Source organism: Rhodovulum sp. HP10 (assembly GCF_047553435.1).
Taxonomy (GTDB): domain Bacteria; phylum Pseudomonadota; class Alphaproteobacteria; order Rhodobacterales; family Rhodobacteraceae; genus Rhodovulum.
On the sequence record NZ_CP180201.1, the window covers coordinates 2,579,070 to 2,604,398 of the forward strand.

A 25,329-nucleotide genomic window follows, 5' to 3' on the forward strand; every position below is an offset into this window, starting at 1 on the left:
AACCGAAATGGGCAAGCTCTTACCTGTCATTATTGCGCTCGTCGGCCTTGTGCTCGGCGGCGGTGCGGGGTTCCTTCTGAAACCTGCCCCGCCCCCGCCTGAGTCGATCGATCAAGGCACTCCCCAAGGTCAGGCCGAAGACGGCGGGCATGTGGCGGCCAATGGCCAGGCTGCGGGAGCGCCGCCTGCCGCCGGGCATGGCGGCGACCTCTCAGGCAGTTCCGAGTATGTGAAGCTCAACAACCAGTTTGTCGTACCGGTCATCCACGCCGGTAGGGTCGTTGCCCTGGTAGTCATGTCGATCAGTCTTGAGACCCCCACAGGCAGCAGCGAATTGGTCTTCGAACGCGAACCCCGACTGCGCGATGCCTTCCTGCAGGTCCTTTTCGACCATGCCAATGCGGGCGGCTTCGACGGAGCCTTTACCGAAAGCGGCAACCTGACGCTGCTGCGGCGAGCATTGCTGGAGGCATCGCAAAGCGTGCTGGGTCCGATTGTGTCGGACATCCTCATCACTGACCTCGTTCGGCAAGACGCATAGCAGTTTCTTGCCGAGCCTGCATCTGTCCGGATCGGAGGTCTGGGGACGCGATACACGCGCAAAGCCAGAAATTTCCGTTCTTTTCGGTACAGACCATCGACCGTCGCTCGCTTGCGCCACTTCGCAACCGTTTTGGGATTGATGCGCATCTCCCGGCTCAACGTCGCGAGCGAAGCTTGCGATCGTTGTATTGCTGCTCTGACAGCGTGCGTGGTCGTGGCGCTCCCGTGACGAACCTGGCCCATAATGCTTCCTTCCATTCCTGAGAGAGGATCACACCATCAAACCGTGGGATCAAACACCTAAGGCAGCCCGTTCAACGCTGTGTCCGGTTGAACAGTCCCCGGATCGCTTCGTCACGACCGAAAGCCCGGGCTGCGTCTCGCATCAAGACAGCCTCTTCTGCCCGAGCCCGGGCCAGTTCGGCATTCAGCGCGGTGCGACGTTGACTGTGTCGGAGCGTTCGGCTGCGGTCAAAGACCGCGCGCATTGCGATATCGTCGTCGGCGGCCGCCCGCAGGGCCTCGTCGTCGAGTTCCGCGATGGCGGCTTCGATCCGGCGGCACTCCTGCGCCGCTCGTCGCAGACGGTTCAGCGCGGCATCTTTAAGGACCGAGCCTATGCGGACGAGGCGTTCCGGCCTGTCATCGCGGTTGTCCATCACAGCCCTTTCGCCCTGGACCGCATTTCTTCTGCAAAGCGGATCGCGGCAGCCACGGCCTTGTAATGCTCTGGTTTGATTTCGTCGCCAATCTCGACGCTTCCATATATCGCCCGCGCTGTCGGTGGGTCGCTGCGCATCGGCACGCCGGCCTCGGCCGCGACCTCTCGGATCCGCGCCGCAACCTCGTCCACTCCTTTGGCCAGGCAGAACGGGGCGCCGCGGCTGGCGCGGTCCCATTTCAGCGCGACGGCATAATGCGTCGGGTTGACGATCACCACATCGGCATCGGGCACATCTCGCAACATCCGGTTGGTCGCGATATCCATGCCGCGCTGCCGTCGTTGTTGCTTGATATGAGGATCCCCTTCGGACTGCTTGAGTTCCTCCTTGAGTTCCTCGAGCGACATCCGATGGCGCCTGCGATGTTCGGCGATCTGCCACAGGTAATCGACCGCACCGATCGAGGCGGCAATAGCGACAACCACTGTCAGGAACTCGGCCGACATTCGCACCAGCTTGGCCGCAGCCATCGCGGGTGACAGATACATCGTGCCAAGCATTTCTTCGATATGATGGCTGAGATAGAGAGCAAGCAGGATGGTGTAGAGCGCGAGCTTGACGGTACTTTTGGTGAACTCGAACAGCCCGGAACGGCCGAACTTGTTCTTCGCGGTTTCGATCGGATTGATCCGCGACAGCTTGGGCATCAGCTTTTCCGGTGCGACGACCAGACTGCGCTGCGCCAAAACCGAAGCAAGGGCGGCAAGGGCGGGAATTGCAAGCCAGGGCAGCACGACAAGGCCAAACCGCGCCATCAGGCCTCCTGTTGGGGCGCTGCCATGCCCCTCCATAAGCAGAGGTGCCAGCCGGTCGGCCTGACCGATCATACCTGCGCCGAGCTCGCCCATCTTGATCAGGCTGCTGCCGCCGAGTGCCATCGCAGTCAGCGCGAACCCGGCATAAACTGCGGCCGTATTGATATCGGTCGATCGGGCGATTTCGCCCTTTCTCCTTGCATCATCGAGCTTTTTCTGTGTCGGCTCGAACTGCTTGTCGCCGGGATCCTCGTCGCTCATCCGCCCGCTCCGAACGGGGCCGCGAAAAGCGACAGGAGTTTGTCCTGCCAGAATGTCAGCATCGGCGGCAACGACAGAAACAGAATGATCAGTCCACCCGCCGTAATGGCCGGGGCGCCGACAAAGGCCACCATCAGCTGCGGCATCGCCTTGTTGATGACGCCAAGTGCAACATTATAAATCAATGAGGCGATCACGAAGGGCATTGCCAGGGTCGCGGCGAGGGCAAAACCTTTGGCGATGCTGCCGACTCCCCAATCGGCCAGATCGCCAGCATGGGGAAACTGGCCCGCAGGCAACAGGTCGTAGGACAGGATCATCGCCTCTGCCGCACGTACATGCAGCCCTGACATTACGGCCAGCGCCAGTCCGGCCATCAGCATGAGCCGCCCCATCGCCGGTTGCGGGTCCATCGAAGCCGCGCCGAGAATCTGAGCCAGAGAGGTGGCCTGCGCTGCGATTTCGCCCGCCATTTGCAAGGCAAGGATCATAAGCCGGAGGACCAGCCCGAGGGCGAGACCGATCACGGTTTCTGTCGTGAAGGCCAGCGTCAGTGAGGGCGGGGTCTCTATGAGGCCTGGGGACACGGCCGGAGACACGACCGCAGTGAAGGCAAGTGCGAGGCCAAGCCGAACCCTCATGGGGACCGCGCGTTCGCCGAAGGCCGGCAACATCGCCATGATCGCACCGACCCGCAGGAAGACGAGGAAAGCCGCCCAGATCAGGGGACGCCAGAACTCAAACGCCGGGGCGAGTTCGAGCGTCATGCCGCGACCATGCCCACCAAGGCGGGGCGCGTGTTGGTTCCGATCTCCTCGAAAGACAGCACCGGAGCGGCGATGCCCTTGGCCGAAAGCGCCATCTGGAGGAAACGGCGGCGTCGGCCCGATGTCGCGATCACCGGGAATATTCCATTCTCGCCGGCCTTGGCCAGCTTTTCGGACACGGCGCTGGCCAGACGATTGAATTCTTCCGGCGGCAGCGCGACGTCCGAGACACCGGCCTCGCCTCCGACCTGATAGGTCGAGAACCGCGCTTCCCACTCCGGCGACAGCTGTAATAGCGGCAGAGTGCCGTCTTCGCGGCGATGATCTGCGACGAGTTGGAAGCCGAGGCGCCGACGGACATGTTCGCAGATCGCCTCCGCACCCGCATGGCTCGGTCTGGCTTCGGCGATGGCCTCGAGAATCAGCGGCATGTTTCGAATAGAGACACGCTCCTCCAGCAGGAGCCTGAGTACGGCGAGAAGAAGGTCCGGCGGCACCTTTTCCGGGACAAGATCGTCGATCATCCGGCGATTGGCCTGGGCACGGGACTGATCCGACAGGTTCTTCAGCTCGTCGAAGATCTGCCGCAGGGCCTTGTTGGTCAGAAGTCGTGCGAAGTTTTTCTTGATAACCTCAAGCAGATGCGTCGCGAGCACTTCGGAAGCGTTGACCACGGTGACGCCCTGTAAAGCCAGTTCTTCGCGCCGGTCCGCCGAGACCCAGCGGGCGGGCGCGCCGTAGACGGGCTCGCGCACATCCTCGCCGGGGGGGAGGAGCGCGATATCGCCGGCCTGAAGGGCCAGCACCCGGTCGGGCCGAAGCCGGTCGCGTGCCTGTTCCACGCCCTGGATGCGTACGACATATGTGCCCGGCGTCAGGGCTCCATTATCGGTCAGCCGCATCTCGGGCAGGATCAGGCCGAAACTCTCTGCCACATGACGGCGCATGGACACGATGCGGGCTTCGATCCCGGTGGAAGGATCGAGCACCATCCCGACCAGGTCGGGCGCAAATTCCAGATGGATGTCGTCGAGATCGAGCAGATCGCCCATGCGGTTGGCGGGCTCGGCCTTTTCCGCGGCTTCGGGTTGGGCTGCTTGTTCGGCCTCGCGCTGAATGCTGCGCCACCGATTGAACGCCGCGATCCCCAGCACCAGGCTGCCGACGATGAAGGGCAGGAATGGCAGTCCAGGGACCAGCGCGAAAAGGCCGAGTAGAACCGATACAGTTCCAAGGGCGGCCGGATGCTTGCCGAGTTGATTGAAAACCGCGAAATCCGTTGTGCCGGTCGTGCCGCCCCGCGACAGCAGAAGTGCGGCTGCGATCGAAATGATGACGGCTGGGATCTGGCTGACAAGGCCGTCGCCGACGGTCAGGATCGCATAGGTCTCGAACGCACCTTTTAGCGGCATGCCATGCATGATCACGCCGATGGCAAGCCCCATAAGCAGGTTCAAAAGCGTTATCAGCAGACCCGCCACCGCGTCGCCCTTGACGAATTTCGAAGCCCCGTCGAGCGAACCGAAGAAGGTCGTTTCGGCTTGTTCACGTTCGCGCCGCGTCTTTGCTTCTGTATGATCGATGGCCCCGGCCGCCATGTCGCTGTCGATTGCGAGCTGTTTGCCCGGCATTCCATCAAGGGCGAAGCGCGCACCGACCTCGGCCATCCGTCCCGCGCCCTTGGTGATGACGATGAAGTTGACGATCATCAGCACGCCGAACACGACCAGACCGAGGAAGACGTTCCCCCCCATGACGAACATCGCAAAACCTTCGATAACATTGCCGGCTGCCCCCGTCCCGGTATGACCCTGGCCGATGATGAGCTTTGTCGAGGACACATTGAGCGACAGCCGGAGCATCAACGATGCCAGCAGGATGGTCGGGAAGGATGAGAAATCGAGCGGTCGTTCGATGAAGAGCGTTACCGTGAAGATAAGGATTGCGATGGCGAAAGAGGCGGCCAGACCAATGTCGAGGACCCAGGCAGGCATCGGCAGCACCATCATGACGATGATCGCCATGAGCGCGAGCGCCATCAGAATTGTGGGACGGAACAGTTCGGAAACCGAGAAGCCGGGCATGAGTCAGGTTCCTTGGAGCCGGAATGACAAGGAGAAGCAACGTTCAGTCTGGATGTTCGGACGGCTCCGTCCGGTTTGCACCTTCGGGATATTGGGACGTGCTCTTTGGCATGCGTTCGGGAGAGGGGTGCAACTAACCGATTTTCGACGCGGACGGGGATACGGGATGGTGGCTCCGAATTCCGCGCGTCCTGCCCTGGTGGAGCCGGAAAGCGTTGGTGCAAGACGGAAGGGGCGTCCATGCAGGAGAGAGGGATGTGCCATTCTGGCCCGCTCAATTCGATCTAACTTGTCGGGAGCTTAGGTCGCATGGATTGACAAAGGCTGAACGAGAGCCGGATCAGGGCTGGGTGCTGGGCTGATCGAGCAGGGCCTTCAGCCTTTCACGCATGATCTCGCTGGATCCGAGGGCGTCGCGTGCCACAGCCAGGCTGGGTTCCATTGTGAGATCAGCAGGTTCCCGGTCGCGCCTCGTCTGAACGAAGGCGCGCTGGTTCGGTTTGCCCAAGGATTCGACGTCGTTCCAGTCGCGGGCACGCCAAGCCATTGCAGATTGCGCCGCGGCATCGCCAACCGCGCCGAGATAATCGGCAGCCGACTTCAGGTCACCTTGCCTTTGGGCGATCAAGGCGCGCAGCGCGTCAGCTTCGGGGGTGTCGAGCCCAGCGATATATTGCTGGGCTTCACCGGCACTTCCCTGTGCCAGGGCGAGGCGGGCGCGGACCAGTCGTTCGCGGGGTGTGCCCTGGGGCGCCAGTGGCTGGAGAACTTTTGCACCGCGATCCTGGAAGCCCATGGCTGTCAGCCGGTCCGCGACGGCCAGGCGCGCTTCGGCATCGAAGGATATGTCGGGAAGTGTCAGCGCGCCGAGATAAACCTCGCGCATGAATTCCTCGTCCGATCCGCGCCGCGCGAGCTCTCTCAGCAGTTCGGAGGACAACTCTGTTTGCCCTTCCAGTCCATGATGGGCCAGCATCGCGAAGGCCGTCTCGAAATCTGCACGGGCGCCGTGGCCGCGGATTGCGAGCGTAAGGAGCCGGGTGCCGCTGGCCGTTCCACGGCGTTCGAAGGCGAGCGACTCGGCAAGGGCCAGCGAATCCTCCGACGGCATCTGATCGCGACTGAGAGCCGTTTCGATCCGAAGTGCGAGTGCGTCGGCCGTGCCCGTTCCGCCAGAGGAAATTACCTCTTCGATTTTCCGGTCGGCCCGAGCGTCGGAACCGCGGGCCAGTTCGATTTGTGCCTCGATGAGCGTCAGGTCTGTGGTCTGACCCTTCACGCCGGTGCGTGCGACGGCATTGCGGATTTGAAGGGCAGTTGCCTGATCGCCGGCGGCAAGGAACCGTTCGGCCAGTTTCGGACCGAGATGACGTCGCAAATGGATCGGAAGCTCGGAAAAGCTCTGCAGAAGGGCGGTGCGGTTGAAGTCTGACAGATCCCGAAGCTCGGGTCGGGCCAGTGCGGCCCAAAGCGCTGCGCGGGTCGGGCAGGATATCTGGGAATCGAACAACTCAGGATGATTGGCCTGGCCAGTGTCGACGATGGCGGCCATCTCGCGCAGCAATGGCACAACGGACGTTTCCGTCGCGGTGGCGGCGAGAACGGCGCGCGCCTCGGCGCCGAAACCCATCGCGATATAGGCGCGAGCGAGGCCGATGACGCCGGAAGGGTCGGTGGTATCGCGCATGTCGAGAAGTGCGCTCCGCTTCTCGGCGAGCAGGTCGCCGGGGTCACGCTCTCCTCCCCAGCCGATCACATCGAAATTGTCGTCCGAGAGGCATCGGGTCCCATCTGCCGCCAGGGCGCCATCCCCGGAAACGATGTCAAGCCCGCGATCCATGCTGGTTTCGACCCTCATGTTGCGCCAGTCAGGCGGGGTGTCATCTTCCGCGACCGGCGTTTCTGCCTGGTCGCTCTCTTCCGTACGCTGGCCAGGGTCCGGCAGCGCGTCCCGGGCGGTCGGAGCCGCTTTTGCCTGGGTTGGATCGGGTTGAGCCGGCAGGTCCAGTGCTGGTTCAAGCAGGCCCTGTGCGGTGGCGCGGCCGATCTGTTTCATCAGTTCGGAGCGCATCGCCGCCACTCTCGGGTCGGTTTCTGCCGGGGAAATCTCAGGCTCCAGCATCTTTTCCACCATTGCGACCGGAGGTTTCATTCCTGCGGAAGGGGTGAGGGTGGAGGTCAGGCCTACATCGATAGGAAGACGAACCGCCGGGGTTTCAGGGATCGGGGTGGGGGGCTGGGCGGCGATATCGACGGCCCGAGGGGGAGCAGGGTCGGGGCGGACCGGTTCGGCAGGCGTGGGAAGAGCCTCTTCCTCAGCGGAAATGCCTGCATCAGATTGCAGGGCAGTTTCGAAAGGAGAATTCTCCGGCGCGGGGCCGGTACGAAAATCCAGAACGAGAAGACCGGGGCGCAATTCGAAGGCTTCGACATGCGCGTTCGGGCCGATGCGCAGGGAAACCAGTCCCGGCGCCACCAGCGCGGCATCAGTCAGGCGGCGGCGCGGTATCCTGTCGAAGACATCGCCCAGATCGAGGCGAAGTGCGCGGTTGTCAAATCGGAGCAAATAGCCGTCCGGACCGCGGCCGAGCGTCCACGCCTGCGGCGTTTCGGTCTCGAAGACCAGTCGCGAATATTCAGGATGCTCGCCCGAGCGGATCTCGACCTGTTGGGCGAGCGTCGGCTGGCCCACAAAAAGGGCCAGCGCCAGAAAGATGTGGCGCGCGTTCATGCGGCCTCCTGTTTCGACGCTTTCAGCGCCTCTTCCAGTTCGGAGAAGCTCGGTCGGCTGCCGCCAGGCGTGTTTTGCCGTCCGACTTCGATGCAGATCGCTGGCGGGTGGTTATGAAGATTGGCGACCAAGACCTCGCGGATCAGCAGGTAGAAATGCGCATCCTCCTCGACGACGACCTTCAGCTTCGAGGCGAAGGGCCCCATGAAGCCGTAGGCGAGAAACACCCCCAGAAAAGTCCCGACGAGGGCGCCGCCGATCATCTTGCCCAAAACCTCGGGCGGCTGGTCGATCGAGCCCATGGTCTTGATCACCCCCAGCACGGCAGCGACGATGCCGAGGGCCGGCAGAGCGTCGGCTACCGATTGTAACGCGTGACTGGAATGCATGGAATGGTGCAGATGCGCCTCGAGCCGCTTTTCCAGGACTTCCTCCACTTGATGGGGGTCGTCATAATTCATCCCGGCGGCGCGGAGCGTGTCGCAGATCAGATCGACGGCCTCGTGATCTGCCACGATCTTGGGGTAACGGCCGAAGATGACGGAATCGCCCGGAGCCTCGATATGGGTTTCCAGTTCCAGCGGGTTCTGGCGCGCAACGCGAATCAGCTCGAACAGCAGGCAAAGCAGATCCCGGTAGTCCTCGGGCTTCCAGTGCGGGCCTTTGAAAACCTTGGCGATATCCTTGAGCGTGTGCTTGATGGCGGCCATGTCGTTGCTGATGACGAAGGCCCCGGTAGCGGCCCCGCCGATCATTGCGAATTCGAAGGGCAGCGAATGCAGGATGATTCCCATCTTGCCGCCAGCCATAACGTAGCCGCCGAACACCATCACGAAGATGAGAATGATCCCGACGATACCAATCATGGATAGTGCTCCGCTACTCTGACCTTGTCGGGGACAGTCTCAGACCCGGGTTAACAAGGTGTGTTCACTCTTTTGGAGCCCGGGCGTTTCGTCCTGCCAGGATCACGCTGATCGAATAGGCGACGTTCGGTTCGAGCCCCGACATCACCGCAGCGGCCAGATCGGGCCGCATGCGTCCGAGGAAACCGGCCGCGAACTCCGGATCCATCTGTGCAAACAGGGCAGAGGCCTCTTCGGGTTTCATGCTCTCGTAGACGGCTGTGAGACGCGCGACATCGTTCTCGGCGGCCTGATCCGCCAGGGCCAGGGTCGATTTCAATGAGTCTTCGGCCGCCTGCAGAGCTACCATCTGCCGTGAGATCTCTTCCCCGGCGATATCGAGCGTTGCTGCCCTGTCTTCCAACGTAGCTTCGCGTGCGTCCAAATCAGCGGCGCGGGTTTTCAGTGCCTCAAGCAGATCGGCGATATCGGCGGGAGGCGGGCAGGGATCTGACGCGCTGTCATGCCCGCCGTCGGGGCCACCGTTTGAGGTGGGTGCGGTCATTTCCTGCAATTCCTGGGCCAGGGCCTGGGCAGTGCCATCGCCGAAGCGGATCAGGCCGGATGCGAGAAATAGCCCCGCGATGACCGGAAGGACGGCGCCGCTGGCCCGTTTCGAACGCGAGGATCCTTTCATTCCGCCGCCTCCCGGGCAGTGCGGCGGAACAGAACCGTGGGTTCGCCATCCGCCGTGCCGGTCGGGGCCGGCGCGGCCGGGGGCGTTTCCGGAGCTGCGGGGGCCGCAGGTTTCTGGCTGTAGGCGGCTGCCGTCTGAACCGTGTCCTCTGGCAGATCATGCATGGCGGCCACCAGCAGTTCGAGACGTCGTGCGACATCCTCTGCGCGGCCGGTCAGGCTTTCGAGGCTGTCGGTCGAGCTTTTCGCCGAGAACTGGGCGCCCTTGAGGGCCTTTGTCATGTCGTCGACCTGGGCCGAAAGCACGGCGATCGCGCCCCCCATGCCCTTTTCCAGGTCGTTGAAGCGCCGCAGTCGCCTCGCCAGAACATAGCAGTAGAGCGTGGCTCCGAGTGCTCCGGCAATGAGCAGAATGTCCGAGATCAGCGCCATGGGATTCTCCTCAGTTCAGCACGAATTCGGTAATGAGCAGATCGCGCACCCGGCCGTTTCCGGTGACGAGCTGCACCCGGCGCAGCATTTGCGCGCGGAGGGTGATGAGCGTGGTCGGGTCCTCGAGCTCGGCCATGTCGACCGCCCGCAGATAGCTGTTCAGCACGTCGAGGACGCGCGGCATCAACAGCGTGACGTCTTCCTTGTAAGCGGGCGTCACCTCGAGCTGGGCTTCGAAGCGCAGATGACGGCTCGCGGCTTCGGGCCCGAGCGAGATGATCATCTTTTCGATCGGAACGAAGGCAACATCGAGCGGCCCCGATTCGGCCGCTTTTTCGTCCCCGCCGTGAGCGCCCGCTGCGGTTTCCTGTGCCGGGTCGCCGCCGAGAATCAGTCCGGAATAAAGCGCAAAAAAAGCCCCGCCGCCCAGGACAAGCGCGAGCGCCACTCCGATGATGAGGGGTTTCTTCGAGGATTTCGCGGGTTCTTCCGCGCCGGCCATATCGGTCGCAGCCATGTCCTGGGCTCCTTCTGTGTTGGCTCCTCTATAGCCGGATGAGGGCTAACCGATTGTTAAGCCGGGCCTGCGAAGGATGTGAGGCAGAAACGGGGCAGAAGTCCCCCCGGAACGGGAGAAGTCTCTTGCAGCAGCTGTTGTCCATGTGGACCGGGCTGAGCCCACGCAGAAGAGTGGTCGTGGCCGTCGCAACTGTCGCCATGTTCGCGGCTGTGCTCGCACTGTCGCGGGTGGCCACATCGCCGCGCATGGCGCTGCTTTATTCCGGTCTCGATACCGCGGCCGCAGGGGATGTGATCCGCGCGCTGGATCAGGCGGGTGTGGCCTATGAGGTGAAAGGTCCCGCAATCTATGTAGATTCCAGCCAGCGCGACTCGCTGCGGATGACACTGGCCAGCGACGGGCTGCCCGCGATCGGGGCGGCGGGGTACGAATTGCTCGACGGCCTTTCGGGGTTCGGCACGACATCGCAGATGTTCGACGCGGCTTACTGGCGCGCCAAGGAAGGCGAACTGGCCCGCACGATTGCCGGCAATTCCCAGTTCCGCACTGCGCGGGTGCATATTGCCACGCCGAGTGCCCGGCCCTTTGCCCGCGACGTGCCGCCTTCGGCGGCGGTGACGGTCGCTGCGGCGGGCGGATCGGTCTCGGGCGCCCAGGCCAAGGCGCTCCGCTATCTGGTCGCGGCGAGCGTGTCGGGGATGAAGCCCGAGGATGTCTCGGTGATCGATGCCAATAGCGGTACGGTCGTGGCGGATGACTCGAGCCCCTCGGCGGCTGGTGACGACCGTGCCGAGGTCCTGAAGGGACGCCTCGAGCGACTGCTTTCGGCCCGGCTGGGGCCCGGGCGTTCGATTGTCGAGGTCAGTGTCGATACCGAGACGCAGCGCGAGTCGATCCGAGAGCGGATCATCGATCCCGAGGGCCGGGTCGCGATCAGCGAGAACAACCAGCAGCGGCAATCGAGCTCCAGCGATACCAATGGCGGTTCGGTCACGGTGGCCAGCAACCTTCCGAATGGCGACGGTGCTTCCGACCGTTCGTCGCAACACAAGGAGAGCGAGACCCAGGAAGTGGTCAATTACGAGGTTTCGCAGACAGAGCGCGAGATCCTGCGCGCGCCGGGCGCGGTCAAGCGGCTCAGCATTGCCGTTCTCGTCGAAGGCGTGACCTCGACCGCCGCGGATGGCACCGAAACCTGGCAACCGCTGCCCGATGCCGAACTCGAGTCGCTGCGCGAACTGATCGCTTCGGCGGCCGGTTTCAATCCAGAGCGTGGCGATGCGCTGACCATCAAGTCGATGCGTTTCGAGCCGCTCGATGCGGCTGGAAGCGGACCGCAAGGCAGCCTCTTCGGCGAGTTCACGCTCGATCCGCTGACGCTCATCCAACTGGCGGTTCTGTCGGTGGTCGCCTTGATCCTCGGCCTGTTCGTCGTCCGTCCGATCCTTGCCGATCAAGGCAAGGCCGCGGTCGCGGGGCTGCCTGCGCCGGCTGGCAGCGGTCAGGACCAGACCTGGCTCAATGGCGAGATCGATCCGGCCGATGGCCCGCAGGACGGGATGGATGGCGATCTTGGCCTCCCCGCCATGACCATGGCCGCGATCGACCCCGCCGATTTCACGGATCAGCCGCTTGGCATGGATGGCTTCGGTGGCGGCAGCGACAGCCCGGTTGACCGCCTGCGCGACCTGATTGAAAGCCGCCGCGAGGAATCGATCGCGATCTTGCGCGGCTGGATGGAAGACCGGCAGGAGAAAGCCTGATGTCTCGGTTGATGCTTGAGGATTTCTCCGATCAGGGGGCCTGTCCTCAGACCGAACCCGACCAGCCCGCAATTGATGCCCAGGAGATCCGGTTGAATGCCTATGAGGAAGGCTATCGCGCCGGCTGGGACGATGCCAGCGCGGCCGAAGCCGAGGCGCGCACAAGGATCGGCGCCGATTTCGAGAAGACCTTGCAGGAACTGTCATTCGGCTATCACGAGGCCCGGGTCCATGTTCTGGAGGCTTTGGAGCCGCTGCTTTGCGTCATGGTCGAGCGCGTTCTGCCGGAGCTCGCGCGGGGAGGGCTGGCCCGGAAGGTGGTCGAGATCACCCGCGAGATGGCTGAAACAGAGGCCAACCGACCGCTGCAGGTGCAGGTCTGTCCCGAGAATCGCGAAGCTCTCGAAGAGCTTGTCGGGAATGATCCCGGGCTGCCGCTGCGCATTGTCGATGATCCCACACTCGGACCCGGCCAGGCTGTGCTGCGCGGCAGCGCGGCAGAGCGAGAAATAGACATCGACGGCATGCTGGCGGCGATCCGCGGCGCGCTGAATGACTTCATGACCACCGAAGAGGAGGCACGCCGCCATGGCTGAAACATCTTCCGACGCGCCGGGCGAAGGTCTCGGCGCCAAGTTTCTCGATCAGGTTCCGATCGAGATCACCGTTTCGGTCGGCAAGGCCCGTCCGCTGCTGCGCGACCTGCTGCAGATCGACCGTGGCGGGGTTCTGCCTCTCGATCGCCGGATCGATGACCCCGTCGAACTCTATATCGGGGACCGTCTGATCGCGCGTGGCGAATTGCAGGAGGTCGAAGGCGCCCAGGCCGGTCAGATCGCAGTCCGCCTGACCGAGATCATCGACACCGTTTCGGGGGCCTGAACGACATGTTCCTGCGCCTTGTTCCGGCCGTCCTGTTCCTGCTTTTCCTGGCCTTGCCCGCCCAGGCGCAGGAAATTTCGATCTCGCTCGGAGAGGGCGGGTCGCTGGCCGGGCGCGGGGTCCAGATGATCCTTCTGGTGACGGTCCTCAGCCTGGCCCCCGGTCTGGCGATCATGTTGACCTGTTTTCCGTTCATCGTGACCGTCCTGTCGCTCCTGCGTCAGGCGATCGGGCTGCAGCAATCGCCACCCAACATGCTGATCGTCAGTCTGGCGCTGTTTCTGACCTATTTCGTGATGGAGCCGACCTTCACCCAGGCATGGCAGGCGGGGGTGGTGCCGATGATGAACGAGACGCTGCCGATCGGCGAGGCCCTGCCGCGCATTCTTGACCCGTTCCGCAACTTCATGGCCGGGCGCGCCGATGCCGAAACCTTCGAACGTCTGCTGTCGCTCCGCCCGCAGGCCGATCCCTCTGCCGCGATTGCCGATGCGCCGCTCTCGCTCCTGGTGCCGTCGTTCCTGCTCAGCGAAATCCAGCGTGCCTTCGAGATCGGCTTCCTGATCTTCCTGCCGTTTCTGATCATCGACCTCGTTGTGGCCGCCATTCTGATGTCGATGGGAATGATGATGGTGCCGCCCGCCGTGGTGGCGATGCCCTTCAAGCTGGCCTTCTTCGTTGTTGCCGACGGCTGGAGCCTGATTTCCGAAGCTCTCGTGCGCGGCTACTTCCCAGGGGGGTGAAGGCGGGGCGTGCATGTCGGATCGTGTCCCGCCCGATTGCGGCCCGTGCCCTCGGCTCTCTGTTGCGGAGAAGGCGGGACCGCGCCGGTGACCAAGGTCACGCGTTTTCGGATCACCGGCGTTATTTCGCTGAAACGAGGCAGCAGGCCGCGTCGGGCGATTTTGCCCCGGGGGGCCCGGGGCTATGCCGAACCACCCGATGGAACAGCCCATCCGTGCCCTGTCCTGCAACGGGTTCGCCTAACGAGATCCAGCGCATGAACCGCTGCCCGGTTCAAGGACAGGCATAAAACGACGCCATGGCGTGAGTGACCTGCCGCTGAATCTTCTTCCGGCGGCGACCGGAGCCCGGTTGGTGTCTAAGCTGGTCGGCGCGGGTTGAGCAATCGCTCGGCGCGCGGAGCTTTCATCTCGCGCAGTGGCGCGGGCGAATTCGGTGGTTGGGGTCGGCGCGTAGTCGGTCGTGGCATTGCGGGCTCTCTGTAGGTCGGGATGCCAGACAATGTCGCATTTGTCGGTGGCAGAGAGGGCTTTCATACTCTTAAAGTATAATGTCTATAAATCTGTCTCCGGAGGGAATATTCCATGAGAACCCGTGCCGCTGTGGCGTTTCAGGCGGGTAAGCCGCTTGAGGTGACCGAGGTCGAGCTGGACGGTCCGCGCGAGGGCGAAGTCCTGGTCGAGATCAAGGCGACCGGCATCTGCCACACCGACGAATTCACCCTCTCGGGGGCCGATCCCGAGGGACTTTTCCCCGCCATTCTGGGTCATGAGGGCGCGGGTGTGGTGGTCGATGTGGGGCCTGGGGTGAAAAGCGTGAAGAAGGGCGATCACGTGATCCCGCTCTACACGCCCGAATGCCGGGAATGCGATTACTGCCTGAACCCCAAGACCAATCTCTGCCAGTCTATCCGCACCACCCAGGGCCAGGGGCTCATGCCCGACGGCACCTCGCGCTTCCGCACGCTCGATGGCGACCCGATCCTGCATTACATGGGCTGTTCGACCTTCTCGAACTACACGGTCCTGCCCGAGATCGCGGTTGCCAAGATCCGCGAAGACGCGCCTTTCGACAAGGTCTGCTATATCGGCTGCGGCGTGACCACAGGGGTCGGTGCGGTCGTCAACACCGCCAAGGCGGAACCGGGCTGCCGGGCCGTGGTCTTCGGACTGGGCGGCATCGGGCTCAACGTGATCCAGGGGCTGCGGATGATCGGGGCCGACCAGATCGTGGGGGTCGATCTGAACCCGGCCAAGAAAGCCATGGCCGAACGCTTCGGGATGACCGATTTCGTCAATCCCTCCGAGATTGAGGGCGATCTGGTGCCCTATCTGGTGGATCTGACCAAGGGCGGTGCCGATTACAGCTTCGACTGCACCGGCAATGTCAATGTGATGCGTACCGCCTTGGAATGCGCCCACAAGGGCTGGGGCGAGTCGATCATCATCGGGGTAGCGCCCGCAGGCGCCGAGATTTCGACCCGGCCGTTCCAGCTGGTTACCGGGCGGACCTGGAAGGGCACGGCCTTCGGCGGCGCCCGCGGCCGGACCGACGTGCCGAAGATCGTCGAGTGGTACATGCAGGGCAAGATCGAGATCGATCCGCTGATCACCCACACCCTGAGCCTCGACGAGATCAACAAGGGCTTCGATCTGATGCATTCGGGCGAGAGCATCCGCAGCGTCGTTCTCTACTGAGGCGGCGCGGCACGGAAGCGGAGGGCCAGAACAGGGAAGGCGGGGCCGGTGAGGGGCAGGTCGTCGGCGACCCTGACCGGGCCCCCTGCAGCCTGCCTGCCATTCCGGAGCGGCCCCTGACGGGTTCTGGTGCCGCCGCGCCTGACGGGGCTTGGCTCTCCGCATGATATCGCGATGATCGGGGGCGGGTTTCAGCAGTATGCCGTCCCCGGACTGGAGGCCGGCCTTGCCCGCTTCCTGCCAATGGCGCGTCGCAGAAAAAGGCGCCGGGCACGAGCCCTGCGGGCAGGGTATGGGGTGAAGCATGGGGCCGGTCATGGCCGACGGGGGCAGGATCGCGGGGCGGGCAGCCATGTGCACCCCAGCAGGTCTGTGGCGTCATCGGCTCCCCCCGTCCAATGATGCGCCGCGGCGCAGGATCGACGCCTCGCCGCACTGGGCGATGTCGCCGGCCGGAAGGTGCTAGGCGTCCCTATCCGTAATCTGCCCGGCGCCGATCTGATCATGCTGAAGCGGAACTATGCCCTGCGGCAGGCGCGGGCATCCCGAGGCTTTCTCCGCGTTGAGCGCCGAAGGTCGGGCCCGGGAACGGCGGACTGTCCGTGTCGCGGGGCATGGCGGGGTGGACGGCGCCCGCGAGGAGAGGGCGTTCTCCGGTCGCGGCCTTGGATTCCAGGGCGCGTCGATCGGCCACGACGCCGGTGTTTTCAGGGTGGCATGGCTCGTTTCCGTCGCAACTGCGACGTGATCCGCCGATCCGGACCCGTCCGTTTCAGAGCCTGGGTGAGGGCCGGTCTGACGGCGTGGTGAGGACAGGCGCAGCCGCTGCACGCGCAAAGGGAAGGACAGGTCGCGGTGTCGCAATCGGTATGGTTTCGCAGCGATACCTTGTTCGCCGCTTGCTGCCACTCTACATCCGGTGACATGAAACGCTGGCTTCCCTTCGTCAAATCGGACCCGCTCGTCTCTGTTGTCCGCCTTTCGGGCAGGATTGCCGCCTCGTCCCGCGGCAGCGCGCTGTCGGATGCCGGGCTCGCACCGGTGATCGAGCGCGCCTTCAAGAAGGGCAAGCCCGACGCGGTCGCGCTGATTGTCAATTCGCCGGGCGGCTCGCCGGCCCAGAGCGCGCTGATCGCGGCCCGGATCCGGCGGCTTGCGGACGAGCATCAGACGCCGGTCTACAGTTTCGTTGAGGATGTCGCCGCCTCGGGTGGCTACTGGCTTGCCTGTGCGGGCGACGAGATCTGGGCCGATGCCTCGTCGATCCTGGGCTCGATCGGGGTGATCTATGCGGGCTTCGGCTTTCAGGACCTGATCGCGCGCCATGGCGTCGAGCGCCGGGTCCATGCCGCGGGCGAAAGCAAGAGCTTTCTCGATCCGTTCAAGCCCGAGAAACCCGAGGATGTGGCGCGGCTGATGCAGCTGCAGGAGCCGATCCACGCCGCGTTCAAGGCGCATGTGCGGGAAAGACGCGGCGCCCGGCTTGCGGCCGACCGCGATCTTTTCACTGGCGATGTCTGGGTCGGCGCGCAGGCGGTCGAGGTCGGGCTGGCCGACGGGCTCGGGCATCTCGTGCCGAAGATGAAGGAACGCTTCGGCGACAAGGTCCGCTTTTCGCTGCATGCGCCGCGGCGCGGGCTCTGGTCGCGGCTCGGGGCGCCGGGGGTTGCCGGGATTGCCGACGAGCTCGAGGCGCGGCTTCTCTGGTCGCGATATGGTCTTTAGCCGATGCTGCTGAAGGTCGCGCTTCTGTTTCTCATCGGCATGGCCGCGCTCGGCATGTTCGGAAAATTGCGCCTGCCGCGCCCGCGCGGCGGCTTGCTGCCCGGGCGACGGAAGCCCGCAAAATGCCCGCAATGCGGGCGGTTCAGGATCGGCAGCGGGCCATGCCCCTGCGGCAAGGGGTAGGGCCGGATGGCAAGCGATCTGCTGCATGCGGGGCTGGGGCTGGCGCTTTTGCTGCTGGCCGGCGACAGTCTGGTCAAGGGGGCGGTCAACCTGTCGCTGCGCCTCGGGGTTCCGGCGCTGATCGTCAGCCTCACGATCGTGGCCTTCGGCACCTCGGCGCCCGAGTTGCTGATCTCGATCAAGGCGGTGCTCGACAACTCGCCCGGGATCGCGATGGGGAATGTCGTCGGGTCGAACATCGCCAATGTGCTGCTGGTGCTGGGGATCCCCGCGCTGATGACGGGCATTCGCACCGATGAATGCGACACCCGGCGCACTTACGCGCTGATGGTCGGATCGACGCTTTTCTTCCTGTTCGTCTGCATGATCGGGCCGATCACCTGGATTCACGGCATCGGGCTGATGCTGGCGCTGGGCTTCGTGCTGGTCGATGCATTCCTCTCCGCGCGCAACCATCGCCGCGAGGCCGTAGTGGCCGCAGAGGCCGCCAGATGCGCCGCCTCGGATGAGACCGAGGAAGAGGTCGAAGGCGCCGACCCTTCGCTTGGTTGGTTCAAGATCGGCATGTTTCTGGTGCTGGGTCTTCTGGGGCTGCCGCTGGGGGCCGACCTGCTGGTCGATGCGTCGATCAGCATCGCGCATGAAATCGGCGTGTCCGACACGGTGATCGGCCTGACGCTGGTCGCGGTCGGAACCTCGCTGCCCGAGCTGGCCACCACGGTGATGGCGGCATTGCGGCGTCAGGCCGATGTCGCGATGGGCAACGTGATCGGCTCGAACATGTTCAACCTGCTGGCCATCATCGGCATGGCAAGCTTTTTCGGCGATATCGCCGTGCCGCCCGAAATGCTGCGCTTCGATCTCTGGGTGATGCTTGGCGCCGCCTTGTTGCTGACGCCCTTCGTCGTCTGGCGGCTCGCGCTGGGCCGGGTCTGGGGGGCGGTGTTCTTCCTGCTCTACGCGGCCTATGCCGGGGTGCTTCTGCTGTGAGCGGGCGGGCCCTTGTCACAGGCGCCGCGCAGCGGCTGGGCCGGGCGATGGCGCTGCATCTGGCCCGTCGCGGTCATGACGTGGCCGTGCATTATGCGGGCAGCGCCGATGCCGCCGCCGAGACCGTGGCCGAGATCCGGGCGCTGGGCCGGAGGGCGGTGGCGCTCCGGGCCGATCTGCTGGACGAGGACGAGACCCAGGCGCTGGTGCCGCGCGCGGCCGAGGCGCTGGGCGGACCGCTGACGGTTCTGGTCAACAACGCCTCGATCTTCGAATATGACACCCTTCGCACGGCCACCCGCGAAAGCTGGGACCGTCATCTCGGGTCGAACCTGCGGGCGCCCTTCGTGCTGATGCAGGGCTTTGCCGCGGGTGTGACCGAACCCGCGCGCGATGCGGCGGGCGAAGCGCTGGCAACCGGGCTGGTGGTGAATGTGATCGATCAGCGGGTGCTGAAGCCGACACCCGAATTCATGACCTATACGCTGGCCAAGATGGGGCTCTGGGCGCTGACCCGCACCGCCGCGCAGGCATTGGCCCCGGCGATCCGGGTCAATGCCATCGGCCCGGGACCGACCCTGAAGGGGGCGCGCCAGTCCGAGGACCACTTCGCCCGGCAGCGCGCCAGCACCGTGCTCGAACGCGGTGCGGATCCCGGGGACATCTGCGCGGCGCTCGACTATCTGCTGAGTGCGCGTGCGGTCACGGGGCAGCTGATCTGCGTCGATGGCGGCCAGCATCTGGGCTGGCGGACACCCGATGTGCTGGGCGTCGAATAGCGCACGGGGCCACTGCCGGCTCGGTTTTTCCACGGGGTCACGGGGACGTCACAGTTTGGTAATGATTTCTTAAACAATATCAAGCTTTTGTCACAGTCCGAAAAAATAATGCCGAAAATCAGCCAGTTGCGAGTGCGCCTAAAATTTGAGCGAACCAAGGAATGAGGCGGAAAACAATGGAAATTTGCAGGTGCCCGCAGGTTATGCTCAAATTTATCCACAGAAGTCGTGGATTTGTTTTCCCTTGCCTCTGCCGGGGGGCCGTTGCAGGGCATCGTCGGAATCACGGAGTCTGAGCGATGACCCCGACCGAGGATAGCGACGCCGCCCGGCGCCCCCGCGGCCATGCCTGCATCCAGTCCTATCTGGCCACGCTCGACAGCTCGCCGGGCGTCTACCGGATGCTCGATGCAGAAAGCCGGGTGCTATACGTCGGCAAGGCGCGCAATCTGCGCCGGCGGGTTTCGAACTATGCCAAGCCGTCGGGGCATAGCGCCCGGATCGCCCGGATGATCTCGGAAACCGCGTCGATGATGTTTCTCACGACGCGCACCGAGACCGAGGCGCTGCTGCTCGAGCAGAACCTGATCAAGCAACTCAAGCCGCGCTACAACGTGCTGTTGCGCGACGACAAGAGCTTTCCGAACATTCTGGTCGCCAAGGACCATCGTTTTCCGCAGATCCGCAAGCATCGTGGGGCCAAGACCGTGAAGGGGGCCTATTTCGGCCCCTTCGCCAGCGCCGGTGCGGTGAACCGGACCCTGAACCAGCTGCAGAAGGCGTTTCTGCTGCGCAACTGTTCGGATGCGATGTTCGAAAGCCGCACCCGGCCCTGCCTGCTTTACCAGATCAAGCGTTGCAGCGGGCCTTGTGTCGGGCGCATCTCCGAGGCGGGCTATGCGGCCGCGGTGCGCGATGCCGAGGATTTCCTGAAGGGCAAGTCCTCGGGGCTGCAGGAGGCGCTGGCGACCGAGATGCAGGCGGCCTCGGAGGCGATGGAATTCGAGCGCGCCGCGGGCCTGCGCGACCGGATCCGGGCGCTGACCCAGGTGCAGTCGGTGCAGGGGATCAACCCACGCGGCGTGCCCGAGGCCGATGTGGTCGCGCTGCATATGGAAGGCGGGCAGGCCTGCGTGCAGGTCTTCTTCATCCGCGCGCATCAGAACTGGGGCAACCGCGACTATTATCCCAAGACGGGCAGTGGCGCCGAGGCCCCCGAATTGCTGCAGGGCTTCCTCGGTCAGTTCTACGACAACAAGGAACCGCCCCGGCTGGTCCTTCTGTCCCATGACATCGAGGATCGTGACCTGATGGCCGAGGCGCTGTCCCAGAAGGCCGGACGCAAGGTCGAACTCGCGGTGCCCCGGAGGGGCGAGAAGGCCGAGCTGATCGAGAACGCCGCCCGCAATGCGCGCGAGAGCCTCGGACGGCGGATGGCGGAAAGTGCGGCCCAGGGCAAGCTTCTGGCCGGCCTTGCCGAGGCCTTCGGGCTGGAGGCGTCGCCGAAGCGGATCGAGATCTACGACAACTCGCATATCCAGGGCACGAATGCGGTTGGCGCCATGGTCGTGGCCGGGCCCGAGGGCTTCGTCAAGGGCCAGTACCGCAAGTTCAACATCCGCGGCGACGACCTGACGCCGGGCGACGATTTCGGCATGATGAAGGAGGTCCTGACCCGCCGCTTCCAGCGCCTGTTGAAGGAAGATCCCGACCGGGCAGGCGAGACCTGGCCCGATCTGCTGCTGATCGATGGCGGCGCGGGGCAGGTCGGAGCGGTGGCCGAGATCATGGGCGATCTGGGCGTGGAGGATCTGCCGGTCGTGGGCGTGGCCAAGGGCATCGACCGCGATGCCGGCAAGGAAGAGTTTCACCGTCCCGGCGAACGTCCCTTCGCGCTGAGGCATAACGATCCGGTGCTTTACTTCGTGCAGCGCCTGCGCGACGAGGCGCACCGCTTTGCCATCGGCACCCATCGCGCGAAACGGGCGAAAGCCATGGGGGCGACGCCCCTCGACGAGATCCCCGGCGTCGGCGCCACCCGCAAACGCGCGCTCCTGACCCATTTCGGCAGTGCCAAGGCGGTCAGCCGGGCCGGGCTCGCCGATCTGAAGGCGGTCGAGGGAATTTCCGACAGTCTCGCCGAAACCATCTACGGCTTCTTCCATGAGCGGGGCTGACGCGCTATGACCCGGCCATGAGATGGACTCTCCCCAATATCCTGTCGGTGCTGCGACTCGCGGCGGCACCGCTGTTCCCGCTGGTCTATTTCCTCTGGGACAGCCCCGTCGCCGACTGGGTCGCGCTGGTGCTCTTCATCGGGGCCTCGATCACCGACTGGGTCGACGGCTATGTCGCCCGGCGCTGGCATCTGACCAGCCGCTTCGGTGCGATGATCGACCCGATTGCGGACAAGGCGATGGTGCTGGCCGCGCTGCTGGTCATGGTGGCTAAGTTCGGCATGCCGACCTGGCTGACGCTTGCGGCCTCGGTGATCGTTTTCCGCGAGGTGTTCGTCTCGGGCCTGCGCGAATTTCTCGGCGCCCAGGCCGGGCGGCTCAAGGTCACCAAACTCGCCAAATGGAAGACCACGGTGCAGATGATCGCGATCTCGGTGCTGATCGCCCATGGCATCCTGCCCCATGCCGCCATCGAGGGGCTCGGCACCGCGCTGCTGCTGGCGGCGTCGGCGCTGACTCTGATCACCGGGGCCGATTATTTCGCCAAGTCCTGGCCCTATCTCAAGGAGGAGAAGGTGCCATGATCGACGTGCTCTATTTTGCCTGGGTCCGGGAACGGATCGGCCTGCCGAAAGAGCGGATCGAGACCGGGGCTCCGACCGTCGCCGCCCTGGTCGAGGAACTCGCCGCCCGCGAAGAGCGCTATGCCGCCGCCTTCGCCGATCTCTCGGCGCTGCGGGTCGCGCTCGATCAGGAGCTTGCCGATTTCGACGCGCCGCTTGCGGGCGCGCGCGAGGTTGCCTTCTTCCCGCCGATGACCGGCGGCTGAGATGCGCATCGGCGTCCAGTCCGGCCCGTTCGATTTCGGCGCCGAATGCGCTGCCTTTGCCAGCGGGTGCGGCAATGCCGGTGCGGTCGTGACCTTCGCCGGTCTGGTCCGCGACGATGGCGGGCTCGCCCGGATGGAGCTTGAACACTATCCCGGCATGACCGAGCGCGCGCTCGAGGCCATCGCTGCCGAGGCGATGACGCGTTTCCGGCTTCTCGACTGTCTCGTGATCCACCGCCATGGCAGCCTTACCCCTGGCGAGACCATCATGATGGTCGCGACTGCCGCTCCGCACCGTGCCGATGCCTTCGCCGCGGCCGAATTCCTGATGGATTACCTGAAATCCCGTGCCCCGTTCTGGAAGAAGGAATTCGGCACCGATGGCGCGGCCTGGGTTGCGGCCCGCGATGCCGATGAGGCCGCGCTCGCCCGCTGGTCGGACAGCTGACCCCTCCTTCTTCTTGGTGGAAATACCCAGTCCGGGCCGCAAGGCGGCCCTCTGAAACGAAATAGGCCCGGTCGCGAGACCGGGCCTATTCAATGCCGAGCCGACGGATCAGCCGATCGCGGCTTCCTTCACGTCGTCGTCGATGAAGGGCAGGTATTGGGCGAAGTTCTCCGAGAACATCCGGACCAGCTTCTGCGCCTGGGCGTCATATTCCGTCGGATCGGCCCAGGTGCGACGCGGGTCCAGCAATTCCTCGGAAACGCCATGCAGCGCGAGCGGCACCTCGAAGCCGAAATTGGGATCCTTGCGGAATTCGGCATCGTTCAGCGAGCCGTCGAGTGCTGCGGTCAGCAGCGCGCGGGTTGCCTTGATCGGCATCCGCGAGCCGGTGCCGTAGGCCCCGCCGGTCCAGCCGGTATTGACCAGCCAGCAGGTCGCGCCATGCTTGGCGATCTTGTCGCGCAGGAGGTTGCCATAGGCCTCGGGGCGGCGCGGCATGAAGGGGGCGCCGAAGCAGGTCGAGAAGGTGGGCTCGGGCTCGGTCACGCCCTTTTCGGTCCCGGCGACCTTCGAGGTGAAGCCCGACAGGAAGTGATACATCGCCTGGGCCGGGGTCAGCCGCGCGATCGGGGGCAGCACGCCGAAGGCGTCGCAGGTCAGCATGATGATATTCTTCGGATGCCCGCCCAGAGAGGTCTCGGAGGCATTCGAGATGTAGTGCAGCGGATAGGCGCAACGCATGTTGGCCGTCAGGCTGTCATCCTCGAAATCGAGCTCCTTGGTATGCGGATCGAACACCATGTTCTCGATCACGGTCGAGAATTTCGAGGTCGTGGCATAGATCTCGGGCTCGGCTTCGGGGTTCAGGCTGATGGTCTTGGCATAGCAGCCGCCTTCGAAGTTGAAGGTGCCGTTATCCGACCAGCCATGTTCGTCATCGCCGATCAGGGTTCGCGACGGGTCCGCCGAAAGCGTGGTCTTGCCGGTGCCCGACAGGCCGAAGAAGATCGCGGTGTCGACCGGGTTGTCCTTGGCGTGGTTGGCCGAGCAGTGCATCGCCATGATGCCCTTGCCGGGCAGGATGTAGTTCATCAGGGTGAAGACCGACTTCTTGATCTCGCCGGCATATTCGGTGTCGCCGATCAGGATCAGCTTCTTGGCGAAGTTCAGCGCGACCACGGTCTTGGAGCGGCAGCCATGGCGTTCGGGATCGGCCTTGAAGCTCGGGCAGTTGATGATGGTGAATTCGGGCACGAAGCTGTCGAGCTGTTCCAGCGCGGGGCGGCGCAGCAGGTGGCGCGCGAACAGGCCATGCCAGGCCATCTCGGTGACGACCCGCACGTCGAGCCGGTTGTCGGCATCGGCGCCGGCATACAGATCCTCGACGAAGACCTCGCGGCCCTTGAGATGTGCCAGCATGTCGGCATGCAGCCGGTCGAAGGCCTCGGGCTCCATCGGGCGGTTGTTCTCCCACCAGATATGCTCGACCACCTCCGGCGTGCGCACGACGTGCTTGTCCTTCGGAGACCGGCCGGTATGGACGCCCGTGGTCACGAGGAGGCTTCCCCCCTTGCCGAGGGTCCCTTCGTCGCGCTTGAGCGCTTCTTCGACCAGCGCGGGTTCAAAGAGGTTGTAATAGACCTTGCCCAGCCCTTCGATGCCCTGTGCCTCAAGGCGCTGATTGGGGTTCACGCGTCCGAATTCCATGGTCTAATGCTCCTTGCCACCGCATCTCGGTCCGCGCGGCTATAGCATGACGTTTCCATGAAACAACAGGGACCGACAGGGCGTTAGCGCAATCATAGTTTGATTTTTTCTCTGGTAGCGCAATCATTTTGCGCCTTTGGGTAAAAAAACCTGCGCAATTTGCATCGGCCCGGCGGCAGAGCGCTGTTAGCGGTTAGGTAAACGTTTTCCGGCTTCAATGTGCCTCAATGTGGTGCCGCGATTCGCATCGGGTCGGCGATTTGCGCTGTGACGTGAGTAAATGTCGCGTAAAATCATATGGTTCCGCTTGCGGACAGGATAAGGAAATCTTCCATGTCTAGGATTGCGCTCGTCGACGATGACCGGAATATCCTCACTTCCGTTTCCATGACGCTCGAGGCTGAAGGTTTCGAGGTGGAAACCTATAATGACGGTCAGGCGGCGCTGGACGCTTTCAACAAGCGCATGCCCGACATGGCCGTTTTCGACATCAAGATGCCCCGAATGGATGGCATGGATCTGCTGCAACGGGTGCGCCGCAAAAGCACGATGCCGGTGATCTTTCTCACCTCCAAGGATGATGAGATCGACGAGGTCCTGGGGCTCAGGATGGGGGCCGACGATTATGTCAAGAAGCCTTTCTCGCAACGGCTTCTGGTCGAACGCATCCGTGCCTTGCTGCGCCGGCAGGAGGTGATCGCCGCCGATGCCGGCCCGTCGCCCGAGGAAAGCAAGACGATGGTGCGCGGACAGCTCACGATGGATCCGCTGCGCCATTCGGTGACCTGGAAGGGGCTTGATGTGTCGCTGACGGTGACCGAGTTCCTGCTGCTGCAGGCGCTCGCGCAGCGCCCCGGTTTCGTGAAAAGCCGCGATCAGCTGATGGATGTGGCCTATGACGATCAGGTCTATGTCGACGATCGCACCATCGACAGTCATATCAAGCGGTTGCGCAAGAAGATGCGTCAGGTCGATACGGAATTCTCGGCGATCGAGACGCTGTACGGTATCGGCTATCGCTATAACGAGGAGTGAGGCGGATTTCCGGG

Annotated in this window: 24 protein-coding genes and 2 pseudogenes; 14 read left to right on the forward strand and 12 right to left on the reverse strand. The window is 64.0% G+C overall.

Going from position 1 to position 25,329, the window contains the following annotated elements; all coding sequences use genetic code 11:
• Positions 1 to 7: 7 nt before the first annotated feature.
• On the forward strand, positions 8 to 541 hold the full coding sequence (locus ACK8CO_RS12040; RefSeq protein ID WP_414896779.1) for a flagellar basal body-associated FliL family protein: 534 nt from the start codon (positions 8 to 10) through the stop codon (positions 539 to 541).
• Positions 542 to 648: 107 nt separating this feature from the next.
• On the opposite strand, the pseudogene ACK8CO_RS12045 reads toward ACK8CO_RS12040, so the two are convergent.
• From ACK8CO_RS12045 to fliL, 10 genes and pseudogenes are all read right to left on the reverse strand, one after another.
• Positions 649 to 786 (reverse strand): annotated as a pseudogene (locus ACK8CO_RS12045) (IS481 family transposase); the annotation flags it as partial.
• 71 nt (positions 787 to 857) lie between these two features.
• Positions 858 to 1,202: a hypothetical protein gene (locus ACK8CO_RS12050; protein WP_414896780.1), complete on the reverse strand. Its 345-nt coding sequence runs from the start codon at positions 1,200 to 1,202 to the stop codon at positions 858 to 860.
• Positions 1,202 to 2,281 carry a flagellar biosynthesis protein FlhB gene (locus tag ACK8CO_RS12055; RefSeq protein ID WP_414896781.1) on the reverse strand — a complete coding sequence of 360 codons (1,080 nt, stop codon included), beginning with the start codon at positions 2,279 to 2,281 and terminating at the stop codon, positions 1,202 to 1,204. Before ACK8CO_RS12055 ends, ACK8CO_RS12050 begins: the two co-directional genes overlap by 1 nt.
• Positions 2,278 to 3,048 (reverse strand): flagellar biosynthetic protein FliR, encoded by a 771-nt coding sequence (locus tag ACK8CO_RS12060; RefSeq protein WP_414896782.1) that lies wholly within the window; start codon positions 3,046 to 3,048, stop codon positions 2,278 to 2,280. The genes ACK8CO_RS12055 and ACK8CO_RS12060 overlap by 4 nt, the downstream gene beginning before the upstream one ends.
• Entirely contained in the window at positions 3,045 to 5,132 is a 2,088-nt protein-coding gene (gene flhA, locus ACK8CO_RS12065) for a flagellar biosynthesis protein FlhA (protein ID WP_414896783.1), read from the reverse strand. Before flhA ends, ACK8CO_RS12060 begins: the two co-directional genes overlap by 4 nt.
• Positions 5,133 to 5,472: 340 nt before the next feature.
• A complete protein-coding gene (locus ACK8CO_RS12070; RefSeq protein WP_414896784.1) occupies positions 5,473 to 7,863 on the reverse strand; it encodes a hypothetical protein in 2,391 nt (796 codons plus the stop codon).
• The gene (gene motA, locus ACK8CO_RS12075) at positions 7,860 to 8,729 is read right to left on the reverse strand and encodes a flagellar motor stator protein MotA (RefSeq protein ID WP_080617603.1); all 870 of its coding nucleotides are present in this window, start codon (positions 8,727 to 8,729) and stop codon (positions 7,860 to 7,862) included. Before motA ends, ACK8CO_RS12070 begins: the two co-directional genes overlap by 4 nt.
• A 64-nt stretch (positions 8,730 to 8,793) precedes the next feature.
• Positions 8,794 to 9,405: a MotE family protein gene (locus tag ACK8CO_RS12080; RefSeq protein WP_414896785.1), complete on the reverse strand. Its 612-nt coding sequence runs from the start codon at positions 9,403 to 9,405 to the stop codon at positions 8,794 to 8,796.
• Positions 9,402 to 9,836, reverse strand: coding sequence for a hypothetical protein (locus ACK8CO_RS12085; RefSeq protein ID WP_414896786.1), 435 nt, complete (start codon positions 9,834 to 9,836; stop codon positions 9,402 to 9,404). The genes ACK8CO_RS12080 and ACK8CO_RS12085 overlap by 4 nt, the downstream gene beginning before the upstream one ends.
• 10 nt (positions 9,837 to 9,846) lie before the next feature.
• A complete protein-coding gene (gene fliL, locus ACK8CO_RS12090; protein WP_414896787.1) occupies positions 9,847 to 10,353 on the reverse strand; it encodes a flagellar basal body-associated protein FliL in 507 nt (168 codons plus the stop codon).
• Positions 10,354 to 10,496: 143 nt separating this feature from the next.
• Between fliL and fliF the strand changes: the two genes are divergently transcribed.
• The 4 genes from fliF to fliP are packed head-to-tail and all read left to right on the forward strand — an operon-like array spanning position 10,497 to position 13,744.
• Complete coding sequence (gene fliF / locus ACK8CO_RS12095; RefSeq protein WP_414899019.1) at positions 10,497 to 12,119, forward strand: flagellar basal-body MS-ring/collar protein FliF; 1,623 nt, start codon at positions 10,497 to 10,499, stop codon at positions 12,117 to 12,119.
• Positions 12,119 to 12,715, forward strand: coding sequence for a flagellar biosynthesis protein (locus ACK8CO_RS12100; protein WP_414896788.1), 597 nt, complete (start codon positions 12,119 to 12,121; stop codon positions 12,713 to 12,715). Before fliF ends, ACK8CO_RS12100 begins: the two co-directional genes overlap by 1 nt.
• Positions 12,708 to 13,001, forward strand: coding sequence for a FliM/FliN family flagellar motor switch protein (locus ACK8CO_RS12105; RefSeq protein WP_080617598.1), 294 nt, complete (start codon positions 12,708 to 12,710; stop codon positions 12,999 to 13,001). The genes ACK8CO_RS12100 and ACK8CO_RS12105 overlap by 8 nt, the downstream gene beginning before the upstream one ends.
• Before the next feature lie 5 nt (positions 13,002 to 13,006).
• Positions 13,007 to 13,744, forward strand: coding sequence for a flagellar type III secretion system pore protein FliP (gene fliP, locus ACK8CO_RS12110; protein ID WP_080617597.1), 738 nt, complete (start codon positions 13,007 to 13,009; stop codon positions 13,742 to 13,744).
• Between the two features lie 330 nt (positions 13,745 to 14,074).
• Here fliP and ACK8CO_RS12115 read toward each other — a convergent pair.
• Positions 14,075 to 14,203, reverse strand: a pseudogene (locus tag ACK8CO_RS12115) (IS3 family transposase); the annotation flags it as partial.
• Between the two features lie 126 nt (positions 14,204 to 14,329).
• On the opposite strand from ACK8CO_RS12115, the gene ACK8CO_RS12120 reads away from it, so the two are divergent.
• The 8 genes from ACK8CO_RS12120 to ACK8CO_RS12155 all read left to right on the forward strand — a co-directional run bounded on the left by ACK8CO_RS12120 (position 14,330) and on the right by ACK8CO_RS12155 (position 22,573).
• Positions 14,330 to 15,442 (forward strand): S-(hydroxymethyl)glutathione dehydrogenase/class III alcohol dehydrogenase, encoded by a 1,113-nt coding sequence (locus ACK8CO_RS12120; RefSeq protein ID WP_414896789.1) that lies wholly within the window; start codon positions 14,330 to 14,332, stop codon positions 15,440 to 15,442.
• A 924-nt stretch (positions 15,443 to 16,366) separates the two neighbouring features.
• A complete protein-coding gene (locus ACK8CO_RS12125) occupies positions 16,367 to 17,167 on the forward strand; it encodes a S49 family peptidase (protein WP_080617594.1) in 801 nt (266 codons plus the stop codon).
• Positions 17,168 to 17,356: 189 nt separating this feature from the next.
• Positions 17,357 to 18,340 carry a calcium/sodium antiporter gene (locus ACK8CO_RS12130; protein WP_080617592.1) on the forward strand — a complete coding sequence of 328 codons (984 nt, stop codon included), beginning with the start codon at positions 17,357 to 17,359 and terminating at the stop codon, positions 18,338 to 18,340.
• On the forward strand, positions 18,337 to 19,119 hold the full coding sequence (locus ACK8CO_RS12135; RefSeq protein WP_414896790.1) for an SDR family oxidoreductase: 783 nt from the start codon (positions 18,337 to 18,339) through the stop codon (positions 19,117 to 19,119). Before ACK8CO_RS12130 ends, ACK8CO_RS12135 begins: the two co-directional genes overlap by 4 nt.
• A 299-nt stretch (positions 19,120 to 19,418) precedes the next feature.
• Positions 19,419 to 21,296: an excinuclease ABC subunit UvrC gene (gene uvrC / locus ACK8CO_RS12140; RefSeq protein ID WP_414896791.1), complete on the forward strand. Its 1,878-nt coding sequence runs from the start codon at positions 19,419 to 19,421 to the stop codon at positions 21,294 to 21,296.
• Positions 21,297 to 21,313: 17 nt separating this feature from the next.
• Positions 21,314 to 21,880, forward strand: coding sequence for a CDP-diacylglycerol--glycerol-3-phosphate 3-phosphatidyltransferase (pgsA, locus tag ACK8CO_RS12145; protein WP_414896792.1), 567 nt, complete (start codon positions 21,314 to 21,316; stop codon positions 21,878 to 21,880).
• Positions 21,877 to 22,125: a molybdopterin converting factor subunit 1 gene (gene moaD, locus ACK8CO_RS12150; protein WP_414896793.1), complete on the forward strand. Its 249-nt coding sequence runs from the start codon at positions 21,877 to 21,879 to the stop codon at positions 22,123 to 22,125. Before pgsA ends, moaD begins: the two co-directional genes overlap by 4 nt.
• Position 22,126: 1 nt before the next feature.
• Positions 22,127 to 22,573 carry a molybdenum cofactor biosynthesis protein MoaE gene (locus ACK8CO_RS12155; RefSeq protein ID WP_080617587.1) on the forward strand — a complete coding sequence of 149 codons (447 nt, stop codon included), beginning with the start codon at positions 22,127 to 22,129 and terminating at the stop codon, positions 22,571 to 22,573.
• Positions 22,574 to 22,681: 108 nt separating this feature from the next.
• Here the strand turns inward: ACK8CO_RS12155 and ACK8CO_RS12160 are convergent, their stop codons facing one another.
• Positions 22,682 to 24,280 carry a phosphoenolpyruvate carboxykinase gene (locus tag ACK8CO_RS12160; protein ID WP_080617586.1) on the reverse strand — a complete coding sequence of 533 codons (1,599 nt, stop codon included), beginning with the start codon at positions 24,278 to 24,280 and terminating at the stop codon, positions 22,682 to 22,684.
• Positions 24,281 to 24,613: 333 nt separating this feature from the next.
• Here ACK8CO_RS12160 and ACK8CO_RS12165 point away from each other — a divergent pair, with 333 nt between their 5' ends.
• Positions 24,614 to 25,315: a response regulator transcription factor gene (locus ACK8CO_RS12165; protein ID WP_080617585.1), complete on the forward strand. Its 702-nt coding sequence runs from the start codon at positions 24,614 to 24,616 to the stop codon at positions 25,313 to 25,315.
• The last annotated feature ends 14 nt before the right edge of the window (positions 25,316 to 25,329 follow it).